Here is a 20,214-nt window from a genome sequence, read left to right as displayed (position 1 = left end):
TTTTAAGGAGAAAACGTCACCATGAGAAACGTCAAAAATTACATTATCGCAATAATCCTCATTGTCATTGCTGAACGTATGGGCATAAAAGTATTACAGTTTGGCCCAGGGAAAGTAGTTCTTCTCCCAATGTTATATGCACTTGTTTTAGGTGGGCTCCTTGGGCCTAAGTTTTTTAAAACTCTTAACAACAAAGATATGAACGATGCAACGCCTTTTATTAGCTGGGGGCTTATGATTCTCATGGCTGAGTATGGTACTTTTGTGGGGCCAAGCATTCCTAAAATTATTCAGGCTGGTCCCGCTCTGCTTTTACAGGAGTTAGGTAATTTAGGAACAGTGTTATTTGCTGTTCCCATTGCAGTGCTCTTAGGTTTGAAAAGAGAAACAATAGGCGCTTCGCACTCTATAGCGAGAGAAGGAAACCTTGCCCTTATCGCTGATGTTTATGGCATGGATGGTCCTGAAGGTAGGGGTGTCATGGGCGTATATCTTACAGGAACATTACTTGGAACCATAATATTCAGTCTCATGGCCTCTCTTTCTATTGCCTTTCTTCCTCTTCATCCCAAAGCTTTAGCTATGGCTTCTGGAGTAGGTAGTAGCAGTATGATGGCCGCTGCGTCTGGAACGCTCAAAGCGATATTCCCTAACATGGGAGACGAACTTCTCGCTCTTGGCGCTACCAGCAATATGTTGACAAGCCTTGATGGAATGTATATTTCACTCTTCGTTGCATTGCCCTTTGCAGAGTGGCTCTATAGAAAGATGTACTACGTTCGTTACGGGGTGTTGCTCGAAAAAAAGCACATATTGACGTCTACTAACGATAGTGAAAACGGGGCATCTTCTAAAAAAGGACTGAAAGGATTAGGCAAAGAACTCGCAGTTGCATTCCCTGGTTTGCTCATTATGGGGTGTATGGCTCTTATAGGAAATAGAGTAGGCTTTTCTCATTCAATTATCACGGCATTCCCTGGAATGTTGATTTTTGTCTTTATTGCTATGGCAGGTATTATCGTTGCTCGCCTTATTCCCGGGAAAATTCCTAGTGTAGCCTTCATGGTGCTCATTGGTTGCATCTTGACGATTCCTGGAGTTCCTACCGCTGATTTTATCTTCAACTTCACCAAACATGTTAACTTTCTTTCGATGACAACGCCAATTCTTGCTTTTATGGGACTCGCTGTTGGCAAAGATCTGGATTCCTTTAAGAAGACTGGTTGGAGATTAGTTGTCGTCAGTGTTTTTGTGTTTATGGGAACATACTTTGGCTCAGCCATGATCGCTCATATTATTTTAAAGGTGATAGGACAAATTTAATAAGTATACATCATTGCAATTTTCTGTATATTTGGTCTATAATGTATCTGTACAACGAAAGGGGGAGTGATGTATGAAAAAAGCTTTGGTAGCGATTGACCAGAGTCAAAATAGTCAGTTTCTTATTAGTTACGCCTTTCGTTTTGCAGAGAAAAATAGTATAGAGCGCTTGGATTTTATTCATGTTGTAACTCGGATCGATCTTTCTATTCCAGGTTATGTAGACTATCCGCCCCACTATAATGAGGAATCTATTCGTCAGTCATTCCTCAATATGATTGAGAAAGGGATGAGAGAGTCTGGAGTTACAGCTACGCCCTTTGAGTTCGTATTATCGACGGGGACACCTTATGAAGAAATCATCAAGATGGCCGAGAAAAACAGATATGAGCTAATTCTTATTGGACATCGTGGACTTAGTAATCTTGAACGTTTCTTTATCGGTAGCGTTGCGGCTAAAGTTGTTCGCCATGCCCCATGCACAGTTCTCGTGCATCTGCCGAGAGAAACGGAGGAAGCTGCACAAACATGATTATTCGATCGAGCCAGATAGAAGATCTTGAAAGCCACCCCCTTTTTGGGGTTCTTGACGGGGTATCGAGTCGCTCTATTAACCCAGATGATTTTTATGAAGAGAGTGCTTTTCACGAAATTAACTGGGTTGAAATGGAACCGCGGTCTCTCATTCCAGAACATGAGCATGAGGGATGCGAAGAAATAAAAATAATAGTCTATGGCATAGGAATATATTCGGAAGACAAACAAAAAGAGCGCGTTGGCGCTGGGGATGTAATCCTAACGGAAAAAGGCTTAAAACATTCCCTTGAAAATATAGGGAATTACCCGTTGGTTTATATAGCTATTTCTTCGAAGTGTATGAAGTGAGCACCCCCTCCATTCAGCTTGGGCAGTCGGCGGCAGGGCCGAACTGCCCTTTTTTTATGAAAAAGGACTAGCCAAAAATAGAAGAAGTTGTTATAATACCGAGCGTTGCAGGTAAGGAGAAGTGGCCGAGTGGTCGAAGGCGGGCGCTTGGAGAGCGTCTGAACCGCGAGGTTCCGTGAGTTCGAATCTCACCTTCTCCGCCATGAATATTTAAGCTGCCCTTTGGGGCAGCTTTTTTTGTGCCCTTTTACTTTTGGGGTGTAGTTTATGTGTTGACGATGACTTTGACACTGACGATGCCAATAGTAAGGTTGCCCCTTTGTATGTATTCAGATAAATAGAATAATTTTCTGCCTACATTTACTTCCAAAAATGTACTAAAATATACTAGAGTTGCTTAATTTTAACGAACGTACCCATCTATGGATAATGAACGGACTTTGGGAGGTAATGTGAAATGTATCAGGTAGGAGATTTAATTTTTTATGGCAACACAGGAGTATGTGAAGTTAAGGGTATTACAACACGAGATGCAGGAAAAGCAAACGATAAAGAACTCTATTATGTCTTAGAACCCGTGTATCAGAACTGTAAAATATTTATTCCTGTTAATACAACTGAAGTATTTATGCGTCCTGTTATTTCTAAAGACGAAGCTAAACAGCTTATTGATACGATTCCTACTCTTCAGGTAGAAACATATGAAGACTATACTTCAAGTCAACTTACAGAATGTTATGAGTCTTTAATTAAAACACACGATTGTGCTGACTTAATAGAATTGACGATGTCTATTTATACGAAGAAGCAGCTTGCTGACCAAAAGAAACATAAATTTGGGGCTATTGACGATAAATTTATGAAACGTGCAGAAGAGCTGCTTTTTGGAGAACTAGCAATAGCTCTTGATATTCCAAAAGAGAAGGTGCCTGAATATATAGCCAAAAGAGTTGGCAGAAAAAATAGAGCTAATAAAAATGAATATAATTAATTTTCTCTAGTTTTACCATGCTATTTTATTTTTCCCTGCATTTTTAGCGTCGTAAAGCAGCATGTCTGCTCTGTGAATAAGAGATTGTAACGTATCTTCTTTTTGGAGGAATGTTATTCCTCCACTAATGGAGATGGTTTTATCTTTTTCAGCTATATTCTGTAATATTTTTTCTCTAAATCGCTCTGCTGCCTTTACGGCGTTGCCTAACGGTGTTTCCGGAAAAATAACTAAAAATTCATCGCCTCCATATCTTCCCAAGAGGTCAGTTTCCCTGAATGTTTGTTTCATTGTTTCCGTCGCTTTTATGATTATTCGGTCTCCTTCCTGGTGTCCGAATGTGTCGTTTATATTTTTGAAGCCATCCATGTCAAATATTCCCACAGATAAAGGTGTTTTATAGCGATTAGCTCGTCGTATTTCTTCTTCCAACCTCCTACAAATATGTTTATGGTTAAAAAGATCTGTCATTCCATCTTTAATAGACAGATTTTTGAGTGTCTGAATTTGTTTGTCGATAATTTTCTTATTCATAAAGGTTTTGGTTTTCATTTGATAGGTCAACCTGGAAATGACAAGAGCCAAAACCAACGCAGCGAAAGAATTAAAAATATGATTTCGCGCAATAACGGGGTTATGCTGAAATTTAGGAAGAAAAGTGACGAAAATCCATTGAGCTGCACTAAAGATAGCAATCATATGAGGAAATGGGATATAAAAAAAGGACGCAATGCAGAAAAGAACAATTACATATACTGTAATGGTTCCAGTATAAATTTGATTGGCAAAACTTAGCATTACTGCAAAGGTAAGAAGTCCTAAGAAATAAAAAAATAAGAACCAGGAAGAATATCGAGGTAATTTTTCATTTTTTTTATTATTGAAATAGATTATTACGGGTAGAAAAACAATATAGATAAGAAAAAGAGTCACATACAAAGGGATATAACAAGAGAGACCAGCCTTATAGACATAGCCAAATGCCATGCTTTCAATAAGCAGTCCTAAAAGGCTGAATATAAGAATGTGGTGTATGTTTTGTTGCCAAAGAAAAAAGCGTAGTTCCTCACGATAATCATTTGTTGAATTTTGCCGCAGATTTTTCATTAAGTAATCTCCATTAAAAAGACATTCTAACTCTGCTAATTCCATTTTACACAAAAGATTGTTAATTATAAACGCCTATTTAAGAATTTAATGATTTTTCCCTAAATGTAACAATTTCCTTCAAGTCAGTAGATTCCACCTTGACGAGTATATATAAAACTTTATAATACCTACCGTTGAATATGACTATTAAGTCATATTTTTGGCCTTATAGTCAAAACGACAGGAGGATGTGGATGTCTCAGCTTCAGAAAAAAAAGAAACAGATGTTAAATGACCTTATGCGTGAGACGCTATATAAGTCAGCTCGCACCGTTATAGAGGAATATGGTTGGAAGGGTACAACTATGGAAAGAGTTGCACTTGAGGCAGGAATTGCAAAGGGCACGGTTTATAACTATTTCAAAAATAAAAGAGAATTAATGCGTTTTGTTATGGAGAAGCATGTTGAACCTCTTAACAAAGAGATTGAATTTATTGTAAATCAAAAAATATCTTCTATGGCTAAAACATTAGCTCTCATAATAGAAACAGTAACAGTAGGGATGGTGAGAAACAAAAGAATAATTTCATCAATGATACTTGCTTTCCATGAAGATGTAGATCTACGCCGTGATTTTGATCCTAAGATTCATCCTTTAGAGCAAACGCAATTGGCTATAGTAAAAATTATTGAAAAAGGCATTCAAAATGGAGAGTTTCGTTCCACTATGGATGCTATGTTAGCTGGGGCAATGATACATGCCCTTTTTACAGGTCTTTCGCGTCAAATCGCTTTAGGCTTGATCGATGTTACAGAAGAAAAAATAGCACAGGATGTTACATCATTTGTGCTACGTGGTTTATTAGCTTCGCCTGAAGGAGGAACACTATGAAGATAACAGACTTCTCTTTACGCAGACCTGTTACTGTATTAATAGGAACATTTGCTCTTATCTTTTTCGGTTTATTGGCGATGAAAAACATGGGAATGGAGCGAGTTCCTGACGTTGACTTCCCCCTTGTTGCCGTTTCGACGACAATGCAGGGAGCAAGCCCGACTGTTATGGATAATGACGTAACAGACGTTTTGGAAGAACAGTTAAATACTATTTCAGGAATAGAGAATATCAGGTCAAATACATATGAAGGTCGCTCTATCATTTTAGTCGAGTTTGAGTTGGGGCGAGATATAGATGCGGCGGCGGCAGATGTTCGAGACAAGGTTAATCTGGCTGTTTCCGATTTGCCGGAAGAAGCAGAAACACCCATTGTCCAAAAATTCAATGCTGGTGACAGTCCGATTATTACGTTAGGTATTACAGGGGTAGCTTCGTATAAAGAGCAGTCGCATTTTGCAGACAAAGTAGTGAAAGAGCGTTTGCAGACTATTGATGGTGTTGGTAGTGTCGATACTATAGGACTTCGCGAACGTGAAATACGAGTTTGGCTTGATCCTGCTCTTTTGGAATCACGTAATTTAACAGTTAAAGACGTAAAAGATGCCATAAAAGATAAGCACGTTGAACTTCCTGCTGGGCGTCTCGAATCTGACCGTAGAGAATTGAGCATACGCCTTGAGGGTGAATATGGGTCTGTTGAAGAGCTTGAGCAACTTCCTATAGTTTCACGACACGGGGCTGTTATACGATTACGAGATGTGGCCAGAGTCGAAGATGGATACGAAGATGTGCGCTCTATAGCGACGTATAACGGGAAACCGGTTATACTTCTTGAAATCCTTAAGCAGCGAGGAGCAAATGAAGTTGCTTTGGCAGATGGTGTGTATAAGGAACTTGATTCCCTCAAAAAACTAGCTCCATCAGATGTCAATATTGAAGTCTTGTCTGATACTTCTTCATTCGTTCGTAAATCTATGGCCGGAGTCGGAAGTGATACTCTTATAGGTATTGGTCTTTGTTCTCTTATAATGCTTTTCTTTTTGCGAACGATGCGGGCAACCTTTGTAACAATTGTAACAATTCCAGTCTGTTTGCTCGGTAGCCTTATTATTCTTAAGGGGCTTGGCGTTACGATTAATAACTTGAGCATGATGGGACTCTCTTTAGCTGTAGGTATGGTCGTTGATGCAACTACAGTTGTTCTTGAAAATATTCATAGGCACCTTGAAAATGGCAAATTACCCATGGAAGCGGCATCACAAGGAACGAGCGAAGTAGGTTTTGCCGTTTTGGCAGGAGCTGCGACGACAATATGCGTTTTTGCCCCTGTCGCATCAATGGGTGGCGTTATTGGTCGTTTCTTTTATGCCTTTGGAATCACAGTTGTTTTAACTATTGCTATTTCACTTGTTCTATCTTTGACATTGACTCCCTTTTTATGTTCAAGAATACTCCGTAAAGATCGTCCTGGAAAAGTAGCTCTTAAAATTGAAGCTTTTCTGGAATGGCTGGAAAATACCTATCGGAAGTGGCTGGGACGTTGTCTGAGACATCGATTTATTGTTTTGGCTGGTGCAGTAGGTATCTTTGCTTTAGGTATCTTTATGGCAGGATTGCTGGGCACAGGGTTTTTCCCAAACGAAGATAGAGGCGATTTTGCAATCAGGTTTGAGCTTCCAGCTGGAGCATCCCTTGATGAGGGCAAAAGATTTTTAGACGAGATTGGTGAATCTGTTCGTCTCTATCCTGAAGTTGCATATACCTATGGGACCATAGGTTCAGGGATGGGACAAGAGGTAAACAAAGGAAAACTTAATGTTACATTGGTTCCGAGAAATAAACGCGCTTCGTCTACGGAAGTCATGGGAAAGATGAGAAAACAATTTTCTACTTATAAAGATGTTCAACTTACATTTGGTACGTGGGGATCTGATATTAGTATTACACTTGTAGGTCAAGATACCGAACAATTAGATGCTGTAGCTCAAAAGATGAAGAAAGATATTGAAAAAGACGGTCGCTTAACAGACGTTTCTACTGACGTTCGACTTGATAGCCCCAGAATTAATGTAGAAATAAACAGAGGGCTGGCAGATGAATTGGATGTAAATGTTCGAGATCTTTCTCAGGAGATACAGGCTTATTTCGGCGGAGTCAAATCGGGTGTTATGAAAGATGGTGGGTATCGCTATGATATCCGTCTGAGAGCAGAGGAAGAATATAGGCGTAACATCCAGGATATTCAGAATATAGCTTTTAAAGATGGAAATGGAAATCTCATAAAAGCGCCAGGTCTTGTTAAAGTTAAAGAGGGGCAAGGTCCTACTCTTGTAAAACGTTATAACAGGCAACGTTCTTTAACAATTACTGCGAATGCAACGGGAATTTCTTCAGGTGAAGGTGTAACTCTCGTAATGGATTCCTTTAAAAAATATGCACCTTCTGATGGCAGTGTTCGTGTTATTCCAACTGGCGTTTCGAAGCATATGAAAGAAAATTTTCAAGAACTTTTCAAAGCTCTTGCTATTGCCATTATTTTGGTTTATATGGTTATGGCAGTACAGTTTGAATCTTTCATCTATCCTTTAATGGTTATGTTTTCATTACCCCTTGCAACGACAGGTGTTTTTGGAATCCTCTTAGTTACAGGCATGGACTTAGATATGATGAGTTTCATGGGAATTATTTTGCTCGTCGGTATTGTCGTAAACAACGCCATTATATTGGTCGATTTTGCTAACCAACGCCGAGCTGCTGGTTATGGTCGATTGGAAGCTATGCAAGAGGCTGGACCTTTACGCCTGAGGCCAATACTTATGACAGCGCTCTCTACATCTATAGCGGCTATTCCCATCGCCTTGGGGCTCAGTGAAGGCGGAGAGATACGACAGCCCATGTCTACAGCTGTTATAGGAGGAATGCTTACATCGACATTCCTGACACTGTTTGTAATTCCGGCAGTCTACGTTATTTTAGGTGATGCCAAAGAGAAAATAGCGCAGATTATTGTACGTTTGACAAAAAAGTCTACGGTGACGAGTATGAGTGGAGGGGAAAAATGAGATATGCAAAAAGAACAGCTTTAGTTTTTATGCTGCTATTGTTAATGGGGCAGATTGGATGGGCAGCCTCTGAGAATAGTATGGTCTTGACATTAGAAAAAGCACTTTCTATAGCGGAAGAGCAAAACTTGGATATCCTCTCAGCTCGCCAGGAACTTATTCGTGCTGGAGGAAAACAGGTAGAGGCAAAAGCCGGAGGACTTCCTTCATTAGATGCTGGGGCTACCTATACACGTAGAGAAAAACCTGATGCTGGTTCGGATGAAGAAAATGTAAATACTGCTTCTTTAACACTAACTCAACCTATATATCAGGGCGGACGGATCACGGCAGCAAAGCGTCAGGCATCCATAGAACAACGGCAAGCTGAGTTTTATTACAAAGAAGTATTTGAACAGGTTGCTTTGAATGTCTACAATCGTTTCTATTCCGTATTGCTTGAGAAGGAAAATGTTAAGACAGCTGAGGATGCACTCCTTTTTGCGGAGAAATATTTAGAGGAAGTCAAAAAGAAGAGAGCCTTGGGCTTAGCGACAGGATTAGAGATTACACGTGCGGAGAAACAGCTGGCTGAAAATAGAACGGGCTTGATCCGTGCAAATAATAATTTGGAAATAGCTAAAATAAATTTGCTTGAATTGCTGAATATACGACCGGAAACATCATATGAAATAGAAGGGGCGCTTTCATACAATCCTATTGAAGGGGATATGGAATCCTCTTTAACGAAAGCTCTTTCGTCTCGTGCCGATTATCAACGAGCAGAACTACAGGTTAATGTTGCCGATCAGCAGATTGAAATAGCGAAAAGTGGCATGAGGCCATCTGTATCAATAAAAGGTACATATCGGTATGATGACCCTGAACAAACTCTTTACAATAGTAAAGATACATGGCAGGCAAGTATCAATGTTGATATTCCTGTTATGGATAGTGGCCTTACGCATGGTAGAGTTGTGCAACAGAAGGCTGTGCGAGAACAAGCTGTTCATGCTGTAAACAAAAAGGAAGAGAGTATTCTTACAGAAGTAAATAGTGTTTATCTTGATTTAGAAACGGCATCGCAGGTTGTGGAAGAGGCTCAGATCAACTTGGAACTCGCAAAAGAGACATTGCGCTTGTCTGAGGTGGGATATAGAGAAGGGGTAGGCATTCAATTAGATGTATTGGATGCACGGGCTTCTTTAACGAATGCTCGTCGAGAGTACTCTTCTGCTGTAAAAGATTATGCCTACGCTATAGTACGTTTACGCAAGGCTGAGGGCATTTTAACTGAAGAACCAGTTCTTCCTTAAAAAGACTAAGGAGTGATTCAATAGTGCGGTCTACAAAAAAAATACTAATTGGCGTTATCGTTATCCTTCTCGGTGCCGGCTTCTTTGTTTTTGGCCCGTTGAGAAATAGACCAGAAGCTTCTCAAGACACTTCCTCCGCACTTTCAACAGCGGCAAAAGTATCTGTGATGTCTGCGAAAAAAACACCTGTCCTTCGTGATGGTTTTGAAGAGAACAGTACAATAGAGGCTATTGAAAGGGTCGTTGTCTATCCAAAAGTTACAGGACGCCTTGAATCTCTCAAGGTAAGCCAGGGTGATTTGGTGCAAGCAGGCCAAACGATAGCTGTTCTTGACCATAGAGACATTGATGCCCAAATTTCTTCGGTAAAAGCAAGTATTATTGTGGCAGAAGCTCAGGTTGCTGAAGCACGGGCGGGGCTTGATAATGCCAAAATAGAGAGAGAACGTTATCAGCGACTTTTAAAGGAAGGCTTCTCGACTCAACAGCAGCTTGATGCTAAAGAGACAGCCTATCTCCAGACAGAGGCCAGATATAAGTTGGCAGAGGCGACTGTTCTCCAAGCGCGTTCAGAGCTAAAAAATCTTGAGGTTAAACTTTCTGAGTATTATATAAAGGCTCCAATATCAGGAACAGTATTAAATGATTACTCCCATACTATTGGAACAATGATGAGCCCTTCTGTTGCTGTTGTCGAAATAGCAGATATGGGCACACTTAAGGCCGTTGTCAGAGTACCGGAGTCACGAGCTTTTGGTCTCTCTTCAGGAATGAAGGGGCTTGTTCGCAGCGATGGCCTTGGCAACAAAGTTTTTGAGGGAACAATAGCTCGGGTAAGCCCCTATGTAAAAGAGGACACGAGAACAGTACAGGTTGAAGTGTTTATAGATAATAATCAAAATGGGGTATCTCTTCGACCTGGAATGTTTGCTCGAGTTTTCTTAATACGACAAGAGGCAAAAGATGCTTTAGTTGTTCCTTCTGATGCTCTGATAGAAGGTGAAGAGGGAGTAGCGTTACGACTTGTTAAAGACGAGCAGTTGCGAATAATTCCTGTAAAGTTGGGAATACGAACTGACTCTACCGTTCAAGTTACGGAAGGTTTGTCTGAAGGAGATTATGTTGTAGTTGCTGGTGGCAAGCTTCTTAAAGACGGCGATAAGGTAGAGTTTTCAGTAAGGGAATAATTCTTCTTAATTTTATATAGACTCTTAATAGCAAAATAACAAAGCTCTCTGGGTAGATTTTCGTAGCTTCCCAGAGAGCTTTGTTGTAGTATTGGGTATCATCTTTTCTGGAGGTTTATTGCGAATAATGAAACGGTTTTCTTCGTTTTTGATACTGTTTGTCTGGGGGATTCTTTTGTGTGTGTCGCCTGTGGCAGAAGCGGCTGTTACTTTAAAGGAAGAAAAAAAGTATGATCCCATAGAAGTTCTGCAAACACTTAATTATTGCACCTATTCACTGAGCAAAATTGTTTCATACAATGATCGTGTTGTTCTCTCGTTTGAGTATGACAATATCATAAATAACTTGAACTTAAATGCTATTCCTGACGAAAATATTGTTAAACTTCTGGCCAAACTTATGGATACGCTTAAAGATGAAATTATTTCTGAACGTAAACGTGAGCGTATAGAGAAGAGCTATCAGAGAAAATTGGAACGTACATTATATAACCTTCTTGCAGGGGTAAAGCTTTCCCCGCAAAGTGTAGTGTCTGCTGCCGTAAGTGCGGTTTCCTCAATGGGCTCTATGTATGTGAACTATCAACGACAGATAGAGGAGTACTTGAGCGAAAATGAAGAAATGATCGAAGCTCTCGACGATGAAAAGCTCAACTCGATTAATGCGATACGAAAAGATTTGTTAACGGCATCGTGGAATATAGTAAAAAAATATAATATTGATGATCAGTACAGATTGACAGAAAAACAGATCAATGAGTTTGTAGAAAGTGTGAAATCAGGGGGAGAAGAAGTTCAGCATCGAAAATTGGCGCGACTTCTTCGTGATAATGTTGCTTTTCAGTACTTCCCTCCCTTTTGGTATTATTATGCTCTTTCCAACAAGGAGAACGAGACGTTTTTCCTTGATTGCACGGATAAGTTTTTACAAACACACCGACCTATCTTCAGAAAGGATCCTCTTTGGGCGAGCGTCTTGATGGAACGTCTACGTTTGCAGAAAAAAGCGGATTCCAAAAACAGTGACGATATTCAAAGTGTAAGGGAAGATTTAGAGCAAATAATAAACCAGTCAAACAATTCAGATTGGCAGAATTTCCTTTTTGTCGGGTTAACATATGCCCAAATTGGTATGTTGGAAGAAGCCCGCGAAAACTTGCAACGTAATATTGACAACGGATATGAGGTGTCTCTGAATGGTCGACTGCTTGCAGAGCTCTTGCTGGATGGCGGAGATATAAAGGAGTTCAATACAACTCTCAATAAAATGCTCAACGACACTCGAGTTGTGAATAGCGACAAGCTCTATCTTATTGGTCGATGCCGTAACGCAACCTATCTAAATAGATTTAAGAATGAAATTTCAGAAATCCGGCTTATTGCTATGAACGAGGCTGCCGTTACGGAGCTTATGAGTCCTACATATCTTTTAACGATACCTAACAAGTGGCTTATTGAAGACGCTCCTTTTGATGTGAGGATCTTTAACGAAAATATGGATAAATCCCATCATTATGAATCTCTTGATGATCCGGAGCTTATCATAAGCACAAAGAAAAAACGTGTGGCGATTAAATTTCCCGAAGCAGATCATACAATAGCGAGGAAACCTGAGAAGAATATTTCAGTGAATATAAAACACCCATTGATAGATATGACGTTGAATTATGAGTTAGAGAAAAAAGACGTGGGGCGGTCTGCAAAAACATTAATTGAGGCTTTCGTTCCTTTTTATTCCGAAGTTTTGGGCACATATCGTTTAAAAGAGATAGTTTTTATGGATGATAAGTATGTTTTTACTCCTAGGGGAGTAATTGCTGAGAATAAAAATTAATTTTAACCTTTTTTTACGAGAGACCGTTGAAAAACGGTCTCTTTTGTTTTTTCTCTTTTATTTTAAATTGACAAACCATCTAGAAGAATCTATTATTGACGAAGGAAAACCTTCATAAATAAAAAAATTAGTAGTCATTACTTCTCATGTTAACCTTCTTTATCTATATTTTATTCCTGCTTAATTTTCTACGTAATGTTTCGTATCGTTTTATCCTAATTATTTAGTTAAGGGATTTTCTCTGTGAGTTCCGGCCGGACGAGAACAGAGGTAGTTGGAATGTGTATTAAAACACAGAGAGGGGATGGTTTGCGTGCCAGAATATGGGGCGATGATTCCTCGTAGCTACAAAACTGCCCTTAAAAAAGCTGTTAGAGGTGAAGGAATATACCTTTTTGATGAGGATGGAAAAGCCTACATTGATGGGTGTAGTGGAGCATTGCTTTCCAGTGTAGGCCATGGAAACAAAGAGATAGCTGATGCTATATACAAACAGCTTACTTCTCTTGAGTTTGCCCATCCTTCACGGTGGTATAACGAGGCCACTATGGAAGCGGCTAAAGAAGTTGCTTCGTTTGCGCCAGAAGGGCTTAATTATGTTTGGCTTGTCAGTGGCGGCAGCGAAGCTATCGAATCGGCGCTTAAATTGGCAAGACAATATTTCATCGAACGTGATGGAGAGAGTTCTTCAAAATATGTCATGATTGCTCGTTGGAACTCCTACCATGGAAGTACCATAGGAACTATGGGGTTAGCGGGTAGCATGGCTCGTCGTAGAACTTTTTATCCCTTGTATCAGGATTATCCCAAAATATCTTCACATTATTGTTACCGTTGTCCTTATGGATTGTCATATCCTTCTTGTGATATTCGTTGCGCTCACTCACTAGAACATGAAATCAGAAGAATAGGAGCTCAATATGTTGCCGCTTTTGTGGCAGAACCTATTGTAGGTTCCACTGTTGGTGGACTTCACCCTCCTAAGGAATATTGGCCAATTATTCGCGAAATCTGTTCTAAATACGATGTTTTGCTTATTGCTGATGAAATTATGACTGGAATTGGTCGTACAGGTGCTAATTTCTGCCTGAATCATTGGAACGTTATTCCCGACATGATTTGTTCTGCAAAAGCCTTGTCAGGAGGGTACTCACCAGTAGGAGCTCTTATAGCCAAAGACGAAATTGTTGAGATATTGAAACAGGGAAGCGGTGCTTTTCAACATGGTCATACCTATAACGCCAATCCAGCCACAGCTGCTGCTGTTACTGCAACTCTCCGTTTGATACAGCGAGAGAAGTTGGTAGAAAATGCACGCATTCAGGGAGATCGATTCTCAAAGAAACTAGAGTCTCTGTATAACATCCCTATCGTTGGAGAAGTAAGAGGAATGGGGCTCATGAGAGGCGTTGAAATTGTTGCAGATCAGAAGACACGCGAGGCCTTCCCATCTTCAGTAAACGCGGCTGGTGTTGCGACCGGAGAGTGTCTGAAACAGGGACTTGTTGTTTATCCAGGGCGGGGACAAATAGATGGAGTAGAGGGAGACCAATTTTTAGTTGCGCCTCCTCTCATAGTGACAGAGAACGAAATAGATGAAATTGTTGTGCGTTTGGAGAAAGGATTGAGGGCAGCAAGCGAAAAATTGTTGTCTGGTTTGTAGGGTAAGAGTCGAGGGCCTAAAGTTAAAGGAGGGTATGTGTATGAATAAGAAATGGATAGCCCTGATAGCTGTTTTAGCTCTGGTAGTATTTGGAAGTGCCGCAACAGCTGTGACATTTATTACTATCGGTTCAGGTGGAGTTGGAGGAACGTATTATCCCCTAGGTGGGGCCATGGCTGAAATATTGACGAAAGCCAACATTGGTGTCAAAGCTACATCCCGTTCAACTGCGGCTTCCAAAGAGAACTGCCGCCTTGTTGCTTCTGATAAAGCCCAGATAGGAATGTCTATGGGATCGACTTTATATCAGGCCTATACGGGAACCGAAGCATTCGGGCAAGATGGAAAACTTCCTTTAAGGATTCTTATGCATATGTATCCTGCCCCTCAGCATCTTGTAACAACAACTAAAACAGGGATAAAATCTTTTGAAGACATTAAAGGGAAAAAAGTTTCTCTTGGAGCTCCTGGTGGTGGAGACCAGATTTTAAGCCGAATTATTCTTGAAACTGCTGGAATAGATCCGGACAAAGATTTACAAAAACAACAGTTGACTCAGCCTGAAGGTGTTATGGCACTGAAAGATGGAAATGTTGATGCTGTCTTTTGGAATTTTGCAGCTCCAGGCTCTGCTGTATTAGAGGTTGCTGCTGTTCGCGATATCGTACTCATTCCTCTTCCTGAAGAGCTCGTTAAAAAGGTAGTTGAAACCCATCCATTCCTTTTCCCATATACCATAACCAAAGGAACATACCCCGGCATAGACAAAGACATAATGACTGTAGCAGATGGTAACTTCCTTGTTGTTCATGAGAATATGCCCGAAGAATTGGGGTATAACTTGGTTAGCACAATTATAGGAAATGCCAAAGCTTTCATGGATATTACTCAGCAGGCATCTCACTTTGTACCAGAAGAAGCGAGCGTTGGAATTATTCCATTTACATCTGGTTCAGTGAAATATTTCAAGGAAAAAGGCATAGAGGTGAAATAGGTCTCTTTTACTGCGGGGGAGAGTCTCTCTCTCCCGCCATTTTGAGATGAGACTGGGGAGGGAAACATGATGACAAATCCTTCAATACCGCCGCAGAACATTCAGCCAGTAGATGTAGATGTAAAAAAACGAGAACTTCACGGCTGGCAATATTGGATTGTAGCTGCTCTAGCCCTGTCAGCATCTGTTTTTCACCTCTATACGGCTGTTTTTGGGTTACGTTCAGCTATGTACCAGAGAAGTATCCACTGGCTTTTTATGGGAGCGTTAATGTTCCTTTTATATCCCATATCGAAAAAAAGGCCAAAAAATCGTATTGATTGGTGGGACTGGATTTTTGCAGCACTGCTCATCGTTGGTTGTCTCAACATTATTTTGAATTGGGAAACCATTACTATGCGTGAAGGTGCACCTATTACTTCAGATATTTACTTAGGATCGATGATGATCCTCCTCGTTCTTGATGGAACGAGACGGTCAATGGGACTACCCTTGCCAATTATGGCGACAATTGCGATGATTTATGCCTTTTTAGGCCCCTATTTCCCAGGGATTTTAGCTCATGGAGGCTTTGCCCTCGATGAAATCGCGCCGTTCCAGTATTTACGAACCGATGGTATATTTGGCGTTCCCTTAGGTGTTTCAGCATCATTTATATTTCTTTTCGTTTTGTTTGGAGCTGTTCTTAAAGTGTCGGGAGCTGGACAGTTTTTTATAGATCTTTCGATTGCACTGACTGGTAAAAGCCGCGGAGGTCCAGCAAAAGCGGCAGTGGTTGCCAGCGCTCTCATGGGAACTGTCTCGGGAAGTTCTGTTGCCAACACGGTGACGACAGGAGCTTTTACTATCCCTCTCATGAAAACGGCAGGATATAGCTCAGAATTTGCAGGTGCAGTTGTTGCCGCTTCTTCAACAGGAGGTCAAGTTATGCCGCCTGTCATGGGGGCAGCCGCCTTTATTATGGCTCAATTTCTTGGTATTTCGTATTGGGAAATAGTGGTTGCAGCGGCTATACCAGCGGCACTTTATTTCTTCTCAATTTGGGCCATGGTGCATTTCAGAGCAGGGAAAAAGGGTATAAGGGCGATGACCAATGAAGAGGTTCCTCCTATATGGCCTGTCTTAAGAGAAGGCTGGCATCTATTAATACCTATCATTACTCTCATAGGTTTTTTGGCAACAGGATATTCTGCTGTAAAGGCCGTTTTCTGGTCGATTGTCTGTCTGATTGGAGCCTCATGGTTAGGAGAAAAGAAATATCGTATGACACCGCAACGAATACTTAATGCTCTTATTGACGGAGCTATTGGCGCAGTCGATGTCGCTGCAGCTTGTGCGTGTTCTGGCATTGTCATTGGAGTTATTGGTATAACCGGAGTTGGGCTTGCATTCTCTTCTTTTGTTATGAGCCTTTCTCACGGAATACTTCCCTTGGCACTTCTATTGACAATGATCGGATCAATTATTCTCGGTATGGGAGTTCCTACCACAGCACAATACATCATTACATCAACACTCGCCGCTCCAGCGTTGGCTCAAATGGGGGTTCCCATGATGTCTGCTCATTTATTCTGCCTTTATTTTGGAGTCTTGGCAGATGTAACACCTCCAGTAGCTTTGGCTACATATGCTGCTGCTGGTATAGCACGTTCCAACGCTATGAAAACAGGATTTACGGCCCTTGTCGTTGCTGTGGCAGGATTTATTGTCCCATATATGTTTGTGTATAACAGCTATCTTCTTTTCCAGGGCAGCCTTATAAAAATTATTATTGGCTGTGCAACTGCTTTCCTGGGAATAATAGGGTTGGCAGCAGGTGTTCAGGGGTTCTTTGTTACTCATCTTCCAATTTGGGGAAGAGCTGCGTTGCTTGCGGTTCCTTTCTTGTTAATTCATCCAACCCTAATAGCCAATGTCGTTGCTGTTGCTATCGTTGCGTTTATGTTTATTACTCAGAAACGCAGAGCATCTCGTGTTGTCTCACCTATTTTAGAGAACACGGAACAACAATAAAAGGGAGGTTCGGCATATGCCCAAAAAAACCATTAAACCTGTTATGTCAGCAGAAGAGGCAATTCGCTATGTAAAGCCGGGAGCTTCGCTGATGGTCGGAGGGTTTAATTACGGAGGAGTTCCTTACACCTTAGTGGATGCATTGGCTGCTTCGAAAACAAATGATTTACACTTGATTTCCAATGATACTTTATATGCCAATGATAAATATCCAGAAGGTATTGGACAAGGCCAGCTCGTTGTTAATGGTCAGGTTCGTAAAGTTACAGCTTCTCATATCGGTTTAAATAAAGAGACGCAACGTCTTTTTAATGAGAATAAGTTAGAACTTGAACTTGTTCCTCAAGGGAGCTTTGTTGAACGTATCAGAGCGGGAGGTTTTGGATTAGGAGGCGTATTGACGCCTACCGGAGTAGGAACGTGTTATGAAGAAGACAAACAAGTAATAGAAGTGAATGGTAAACGATACATTCTTGAACTCCCCTTGCGGGCTGATGTTGCTTTTATTCGGGCGTATCGTGCTGATCGTTGGGGGAATTTAACGTATTTTGGAACGAACCGGAATTTTAACCCTGTTATGGCAACGGCAGCAGATATTGTCATAGCAGAAGTTGATTCCATTGTTCGTGAAGGTGAAATTGACCCTAACGATGTTGTTACACCTGGAATTCTGGTAGATATTCTCGTGCTGAAAGGAGATGGATACTATGCTTCCAGAACTTGATGAAAAGGTAGTGCGAGAACGAATTGCAAAACGAATAGCCCTTGATTTTGATAATGGCGCCGTTGTCAATCTGGGCATAGGTATTCCTACGCTTGTTTCAGATTTCATCCCTCGTAGTGTCAGGGTAATCATGCAGACAGAAAATGGAGTTGTTGGTGCAGGCCCAGCGCCAGAGGAACACGATCTTCGCTTTATAGGAGCGGGAGGACGAGGGTTAAGCCTTATTCCAGGATCATCAATAGTTTCGAGCGATATGAGTTTTGGTCTCATTCGAGGTGGTCATCTCGACGCCACTGTTTTGGGTGCATTAGAAGTTGATGAAGAAGGCAATTTGGCAAACTGGTGGATTCCGGGAAAACTCATCCCAGGGATGGGTGGAGCCATGGATCTCGTATCCGGAGCAAGAGCCGTCTATGTCGCCACAACGCATTTTGATAAGAAAGGACGGTCAAAACTTGTAAAGAAATGTGCTCTTCCTCTTACAGGGGCAGGCGTAGTTTCTACAATTGTGACTGAGTATTGTGTTGTAAGAAAGCGCGACGGGCACATGGTGTTAACAGAGATAGCTCCCAACGTGGATGTTAATGAATTGCTGGAAAAAACAGCTATGAGTTTTGAGGTGAGCAGTGATCTTTGCTTAATGAAAGGCATTGAAGAAGAATGTTGTTGCGAGGAGGCATCGAAATGACAAAGGCTGTTATTCTGAGTGCCTGCCGAACTCCTGGCGGAAAATATGGAGGATCTTTAAAATCTTTTGAAGCTCCTGATCTTGGAGGCGTAGCTATAGCTGAAGCCGTAAAACGATCTGGTGTTAAAACTGATGATATTTCAGAAGTAATTATGGGAAATGGCTGGCAGGCAGGTGTAGGAGCCAATCCCGCTCGTATCGCTATGGTCAAGGGAAAATTACCGCAAGATATTCCGTCATTTACCGTGAATAAACGGTGTGGCTCGGGTTTGCGGACTATCATGCTTATAGCTGACCGTGTCCGTCTTGGAGATATTAATGCTGGAGTGGCAGGGGGAATGGAAAGCGCAACGAATACTCCTTATCTCCTTCCCGATGCACGCTGGGGCCATAGAATGGGGGAAAAGAAGGCTTTAGATGTTTTACATCAGGATGGTTTTGTGTGTCCCGTGGCAGGAGCCCTCATGGGGACACTAACAGAACGCCTGGTTACGGAATATAATATATCGAGACAAGAACAAGATGAATACGCTTTGCAAAGTCATCAAAAGGCAGTTCGAGCTATGGAAGAGGGCTTGTTCGCAGAAGAAACTGTGTCTTTAACCTATCGTGATCGTAAAAAAGGTGAAATCGTTGTAGACCGTGAAGAAATTCCAAGAAAAGATACCTCTCTTGAAGCTCTTGGCCGTCTTCCTGCTATCTTTAAAGAAAATGGAACAATTACCGCAGGAAGCAGCTCAGCTTTATGCGACGCTGGCAGTGCTGTTGTCGTAGCGAATGAAGAGTGGGCCAAGCAACAAGGTCATAAGCCAATAGCGCGAATTTTAGGGTATGCAAATGCGGCTCTTGACGCTGGCTTGTTTGGAATAGCGCCAACTGTTGCCATGCCTAAAGCTCTTGAAATGGCGAATCTAGCCCTTGAAGATATGGATCTTATCGAGATCAATGAAGCATTTGCTGCGCAGGTTATAGCTTGTCATAGAGTTCTTCCCTTTAACATGGAGAAGCTTAATATTCATGGCGGAGCTATAGCATTGGGGCATCCCATAGGAGCTACAGGGGCTAGAATCCTTACTACATTGCTTTACGCACTCAAGACAGCAGACAAAGAGCTTGGCATTGCCAGTGCATGCATCGGTGGAGGACAAGCAGTAGCGATGGTCGTGCAACGACTTTAAAATACTTTACAAAAATTAGCTAGTTATAAAAATAAAAAGACTTCTGTTTTCAAATTGAGGCGGAAGTCTTTTTTTGTTGTACCACTCACCTGATATAATGACAATAACCATATTATCCCGAATATTAAAAATTAAATTCCTTATTAATGCTAGGTAAAATTGTTCATGAGTTTTAGATGAAATAGTTGCGCAAAATGTCTGTTTTTATTAAAATAAAATAAATTCTTCCGTTTGAAGGTGGAGGCTCATATGTGTAAGGGGCCATAGTTTGCTTCCTGATAACGTGATAAAGTGAATGGCGGGAATCCCAGTCCGTACGATTGGCTCCCGCCAATTCAAAGATAAATGGGCTCACCCTGTCCAATAGTAGTGGCGGAATGGAAGTTGCG

16 protein-coding genes, 1 tRNA gene and 1 pseudogene are annotated in these 20,214 nt (G+C 41.2%); 16 read left to right on the top strand and 2 right to left on the bottom strand.

Features of this window, described 5'->3' with window-relative positions; genetic code table 11:
- Positions 1-21 precede the first annotated feature (21 nt).
- The 5 genes from VB083_RS10610 to VB083_RS10590 all read left to right on the top strand — a co-directional run bounded on the left by VB083_RS10610 (position 22) and on the right by VB083_RS10590 (position 3,199).
- Positions 22-1,323 (top strand): DUF3100 domain-containing protein, encoded by a 1,302-nt coding sequence (locus VB083_RS10610; protein WP_307879980.1) that lies wholly within the window; start codon positions 22-24, stop codon positions 1,321-1,323.
- 73 nt (positions 1,324-1,396) lie between these two features.
- Entirely contained in the window at positions 1,397-1,855 is a 459-nt protein-coding gene (locus VB083_RS10605; protein WP_213695880.1) for a universal stress protein, read from the top strand.
- Positions 1,852-2,208: a cupin domain-containing protein gene (locus VB083_RS10600; RefSeq protein ID WP_213695879.1), complete on the top strand. Its 357-nt coding sequence runs from the start codon at positions 1,852-1,854 to the stop codon at positions 2,206-2,208. The genes VB083_RS10605 and VB083_RS10600 overlap by 4 nt, the downstream gene beginning before the upstream one ends.
- A 115-nt stretch (positions 2,209-2,323) precedes the next feature.
- Positions 2,324-2,411, top strand: a tRNA-Ser gene (locus VB083_RS10595).
- Positions 2,412-2,665: 254 nt separating this feature from the next.
- Complete coding sequence (locus VB083_RS10590) at positions 2,666-3,199, top strand: CarD family transcriptional regulator (protein WP_213690374.1); 534 nt, start codon at positions 2,666-2,668, stop codon at positions 3,197-3,199.
- 12 nt (positions 3,200-3,211) lie between these two features.
- Here VB083_RS10590 and VB083_RS10585 read toward each other — a convergent pair whose 3' ends face one another.
- Positions 3,212-4,306, bottom strand: a complete 1,095-nt coding sequence (locus tag VB083_RS10585) for a GGDEF domain-containing protein (protein WP_213690373.1) — start codon at positions 4,304-4,306, stop codon at positions 3,212-3,214.
- Between the two features lie 236 nt (positions 4,307-4,542).
- Between VB083_RS10585 and VB083_RS10580 the strand changes: the two genes are divergently transcribed.
- From VB083_RS10580 to VB083_RS10530, 11 genes are all read left to right on the top strand, one after another.
- Positions 4,543-5,181, top strand: a complete 639-nt coding sequence (locus VB083_RS10580; protein ID WP_213690372.1) for a TetR/AcrR family transcriptional regulator — start codon at positions 4,543-4,545, stop codon at positions 5,179-5,181.
- Positions 5,178-8,249, top strand: a complete 3,072-nt coding sequence (locus tag VB083_RS10575; RefSeq protein ID WP_323402041.1) for an efflux RND transporter permease subunit — start codon at positions 5,178-5,180, stop codon at positions 8,247-8,249. Before VB083_RS10580 ends, VB083_RS10575 begins: the two co-directional genes overlap by 4 nt.
- On the top strand, positions 8,246-9,544 hold the full coding sequence (locus VB083_RS10570; protein ID WP_213690370.1) for a TolC family protein: 1,299 nt from the start codon (positions 8,246-8,248) through the stop codon (positions 9,542-9,544). The genes VB083_RS10575 and VB083_RS10570 overlap by 4 nt, the downstream gene beginning before the upstream one ends.
- A gap of 23 nt (positions 9,545-9,567) precedes the next feature.
- Complete coding sequence (locus tag VB083_RS10565; RefSeq protein WP_213695877.1) at positions 9,568-10,731, top strand: efflux RND transporter periplasmic adaptor subunit; 1,164 nt, start codon at positions 9,568-9,570, stop codon at positions 10,729-10,731.
- 127 nt (positions 10,732-10,858) lie between these two features.
- Positions 10,859-12,565, top strand: coding sequence for a hypothetical protein (locus VB083_RS10560; protein WP_323402040.1), 1,707 nt, complete (start codon positions 10,859-10,861; stop codon positions 12,563-12,565).
- A gap of 304 nt (positions 12,566-12,869) precedes the next feature.
- Positions 12,870-14,228 (top strand): aspartate aminotransferase family protein, encoded by a 1,359-nt coding sequence (locus tag VB083_RS10555; protein ID WP_323402039.1) that lies wholly within the window; start codon positions 12,870-12,872, stop codon positions 14,226-14,228.
- Between the two features lie 40 nt (positions 14,229-14,268).
- Positions 14,269-15,222 (top strand): TAXI family TRAP transporter solute-binding subunit, encoded by a 954-nt coding sequence (locus VB083_RS10550; RefSeq protein ID WP_323402038.1) that lies wholly within the window; start codon positions 14,269-14,271, stop codon positions 15,220-15,222.
- 66 nt (positions 15,223-15,288) lie between these two features.
- Positions 15,289-17,235 carry a TRAP transporter permease gene (locus VB083_RS10545; protein ID WP_307879989.1) on the top strand — a complete coding sequence of 649 codons (1,947 nt, stop codon included), beginning with the start codon at positions 15,289-15,291 and terminating at the stop codon, positions 17,233-17,235.
- A 16-nt stretch (positions 17,236-17,251) separates the two neighbouring features.
- Complete coding sequence (locus tag VB083_RS10540) at positions 17,252-17,959, top strand: CoA transferase subunit A (RefSeq protein WP_213690365.1); 708 nt, start codon at positions 17,252-17,254, stop codon at positions 17,957-17,959.
- Positions 17,943-18,647: a 3-oxoacid CoA-transferase subunit B gene (locus VB083_RS10535; RefSeq protein WP_213701163.1), complete on the top strand. Its 705-nt coding sequence runs from the start codon at positions 17,943-17,945 to the stop codon at positions 18,645-18,647. The genes VB083_RS10540 and VB083_RS10535 overlap by 17 nt, the downstream gene beginning before the upstream one ends.
- Positions 18,644-19,825, top strand: coding sequence for a thiolase family protein (locus tag VB083_RS10530; protein ID WP_213696075.1), 1,182 nt, complete (start codon positions 18,644-18,646; stop codon positions 19,823-19,825). Before VB083_RS10535 ends, VB083_RS10530 begins: the two co-directional genes overlap by 4 nt.
- A 172-nt stretch (positions 19,826-19,997) precedes the next feature.
- On the opposite strand, the pseudogene VB083_RS10525 reads toward VB083_RS10530, so the two are convergent.
- A pseudogene (locus VB083_RS10525) lies at positions 19,998-20,214 on the bottom strand (hypothetical protein); the annotation flags it as partial.

This window comes from Aminobacterium sp., from assembly GCF_034926885.1.
In the GTDB taxonomy this organism is placed as follows: Bacteria; Synergistota; Synergistia; order Synergistales; family Aminobacteriaceae; genus Aminobacterium.
Note: the sequence above shows the minus strand (reverse complement) of the source record. Positions and strands in the feature narration are given on the sequence as shown.